The sequence below is a fragment of the Sphaerotilus sp. genome (genome assembly GCF_041083715.1).
In the GTDB taxonomy this organism is placed as follows: Bacteria; Pseudomonadota; Gammaproteobacteria; order Burkholderiales; family Burkholderiaceae_C; genus Sphaerotilus.
The window spans coordinates 1-3,343 of record NZ_JBFPGY010000117.1 but is presented as its reverse complement, the minus strand read 5'-3'; the positions used below and the strand labels follow the sequence as shown (position 1 = coordinate 3,343).

The following is a 3,343-nucleotide window of genomic DNA, read 5'->3' as shown; positions in this document are numbered from 1 at the left end:
CGCACGACCAGGTTGCCAAGTTCTCCACCAGATCAGCGCCGACGGTCCAACCCGCCATGCTGCCCAGGCGATTGAGCAGGCGCCGAGGTGGATCGGCAGCGAAATGCCGCCGTGCCACCTGGGCGAAAGACCAGCTGGACCACCGGGCCAGCAAGTAGGCATAGCTGGCGATCAGTCCCAGATCGGCGACCAGCGCACCGCCGAGGTGGCGCGTGGTGTTCGACAGATGCACGCCTGGTGCAGGCCAGGGCCAGTGGCCCAGATCGTGCCATGGCACCCAGCCGAAGCACTGCCAGCGCACGAGCGACAGATTGGACTCGGTCGCCGCCGCCAGCGTCCGATCCACGCTGAACGCAAACGCCGCAAAGCCATTGTGGATGTCCAGCGCATACGCAGGGGCCAGGAGCAGTCCGGCAAGGCACCAGAAGAACACCGCCGCCACTGCCGCCCACAACAGCGGGCCCAGCGGCCGGGATCTGCTCCACACCGAGTCAGAAGGAAATCGCAGCGTGCGCTCGGTCACCGAGGCGTGCTCAACGGCCTGTACCGGCACATTGGGTTGGTTCCAGTCCGGATTGCGCCTGGGCTCGCGCAAGGCCAACCCGCCGAGGGCCCACCAGACCGTGTCCCGCGACTCGGAGTGGAGCACGGCCCGGGCGACCGTGGCATCAGCAGCCGAGCCAGCGGCGTCCGCTCCGGTGGAGGGGCGGTACGGCGCTGACAGGCGGGCGCGCACAGCCAGGAGATCCACTCCGCCGCGGGCATTCACCAATCCGGTCGCCAGCCGCAGCCCGCATTTCACGGACGCCTGCAGCATCCACAGCAAGGCCTCGTCGGACAGACCGGACTCCGTCTTGCGATAACCCCCACCCACATCGCAGTGCGAGCCAGCAAACCAGACCTGCTCGATGCTCTGCCCTGCTGCCGCGTAGTCATGGTCGGGTTCGATGATGTAGGGTCTGGGCTCGAAGGCGCGACGGTGTTCGTCCAGGGCCAGGGCTTGGCGCACATGGTTGTAAGGCTTGCCCACGATGCTGGGCTTGGCGGTCATGGTCTGCTGACTGAGCAGGGGAAACCCCACGGAAGCCACCGTGTCCCACACCCCGACAAACCACACCGGCACCCGTCGGCCGGTGCAGAACAGATCGGAGATCTGCGCCGCCACATCGAGATAGCGCTGGCTGTCACGCCGATCGGCAAAGTAGGTGTGCAGCAGCGTGGGGATCAGATCCTGCGACTCCGGGCGCAGCAGTCCGAACATGGTCACCAGTCCGCCGATGCTGCGTGCGGTAAAGGCCCCGCGCGAGAAACCGTACAGGAAGATCTGGTCGCCCGCACGGTAATGCCTGACCAGGAAACCGTATCCCTCTGCAATGTTCTCGAACACACCTTGGCCGAAGGCCAGACCACTCAGGCGTTGGAAATTGCGTTTCAGCGTATCGATGCGCGTCGTGCCGGGCAACTGGCCCGGGTTGCCGACGCCAGGGTCGTAGAACAGCAGCTGGTCTTGTCCGTCCGGATCCAGCAGTTCGCAGAGCTGGGTCACGTTGGTGTCGTTGAGTCGGCCGGTGAGATTGTTGTTCGTGCCATCGCAGCAGACGATGAGTTGACGAGGGGCCATAGCAGCGCATCTCCCATACCGGACCGTGGTCTACACAGGGCGTGACACCACCATGCTTCCAGCCCATGTAGAACAATGTGCAACGCGCTTTCGTGGACGTCCACCGCATGCATTTGGACGCCCGCACACAGCACAGGCGATGTGTGACTTTTTTCACACATCGTGCCACCTTGAACGGCGTGCTGAACTGCCGCAAGTCCAGCGGTGAGTGCCAAGATGATCGAGAAAGCGAGGCTTGCCATGAGACAGATCGACCATGTGTTCGTATTGATGCTCGAAAACCGGTCTTTCGATCACTTTTTCGGGCTCTCCGGCAGGCCCGGCATCCCGCGGCCTGCGGATCCAGACTTCAGGCCAGGGGCCACCGATCGATCAGTGGTGGACCCGCCTCACGAATTCGAGGATGTGAGAGCGCAGGTCCATGGAGGTGCCATGAGCGGGTTCAGCCAGACTGCCAAGCAGGCGTTCAGTCCCCACGACATACCCGTCATCACTCAATTGGCCCAAGAGTTCCTGCTGTTTGACAACTGGTATTCGTCTCTACCCGGGCCGACCTGGCCCAACCGATTCTTTGTTCACGCCGCCTCCTCGGGTGGTCTCGCGGCAAGCCCGAGTGCACTGGATGATCTCACCGCGGTCACGCTGCCTTCCGCGGCATTCAAATTCCAGCACGGCACCATCTTCGACCGATTGAGTTCGGCAGGAAAGAAGTGGCGCATTTATCATGGCGATGTGCATCCGCAAGTTCTATCCGTTGAGGGAATGGTCGCCAAAAGTTTCAACCCTGAATTTTTCCGGCCGCTATATCCGGAGGGGAATGCCAGTGGTTTTGCGGCCGATTTGCAGGGCGATGGTTATGATGTTGCCTATACCTTTATCGAGCCGAACTACGCCATTCAACTGTTCAGTCAGTTCGTGCAGGGTGATTCCCAGCATCCACGCGGTCTGGTCAGCGCTGGCGAAGGCCTGGTCAAGTTTGTCTACGAAACCATCCGCAACTCCAGCGTGTGGCAGAACAGCCTGCTCTTGATCACCTGGGACGAGCACGGCGGTTTCTTCGACCATGTACCGCCACCGCCGGCCATTCCTCCGGGCGACACAGCGACGAACCGCGCGCGCGCAGGGCCGAACTCTCCGGAGTTCGGCTTCGATGTGCTTGGCGTCCGTGTGCCTGCGATCCTCGTTTCTCCGTGGGTTTCCAGGGGCGTCCTCGGGAGCAAGGTGTTCCCGGGATCGACCTTCGATCACACCTCTGTGATCAGCTCGTTGCGTGCGAACTTCGGTCTCGGCGAGCCGATCACCCACCGGGATGCCGCCGCACCCAACTGGTGGAGCGCGCTCAACGCGCAGCCACGCACCGGACTGGATGCCGGGCCTCATGCGCTCGCCGCGGTTCAATCCGTCACCACCCCCGCACCGGCGGCCTTGGGTATGGTCAGAGAGCCAGTGGCGCATGGCGGCCAACAAAAGCCGGATCCGTTCATCGAAGGTGTTGCGCTGATCGCGCTGGATCTCGACCGCTTCGTCTCGCAGCAGAAGGCGACCCCGACCCTTGCAACGCAGGTATTCCAGAAGCCGCCACTCGCAAACAGCGTTCCTCCGACAGCACAAGTGGCCGGTGCGGACTTGAATCTGAAGCTGCTGTCCTACATCCAGCAAGTGGATGCGAAGGTCTTGACGCACAAAGAAAGTCTGAAAGGCAAGCCCTAAGGAAGGTCTGCA

The 3,343-nt window shown here is 62.5% G+C and carries 2 protein-coding genes; one reads left to right on the top strand and one right to left on the bottom strand.

Going from position 1 to position 3,343, the window contains the following annotated elements:
* Window positions 1–1,621, bottom strand: a 1,621-nt coding sequence (locus AB3X43_RS05650) for a DUF2235 domain-containing protein (protein WP_369428893.1), incomplete at its 3' end; no start/stop codon positions are given.
* 216 nt (window positions 1,622–1,837) lie between these two features.
* Between AB3X43_RS05650 and AB3X43_RS05645 the strand changes: the two genes are divergently transcribed.
* A complete protein-coding gene (locus tag AB3X43_RS05645) occupies window positions 1,838–3,331 on the top strand; it encodes an alkaline phosphatase family protein (RefSeq protein ID WP_369428892.1) in 1,494 nt (497 codons plus the stop codon).
* The last annotated feature ends 12 nt before the right edge of the window (window positions 3,332–3,343 follow it).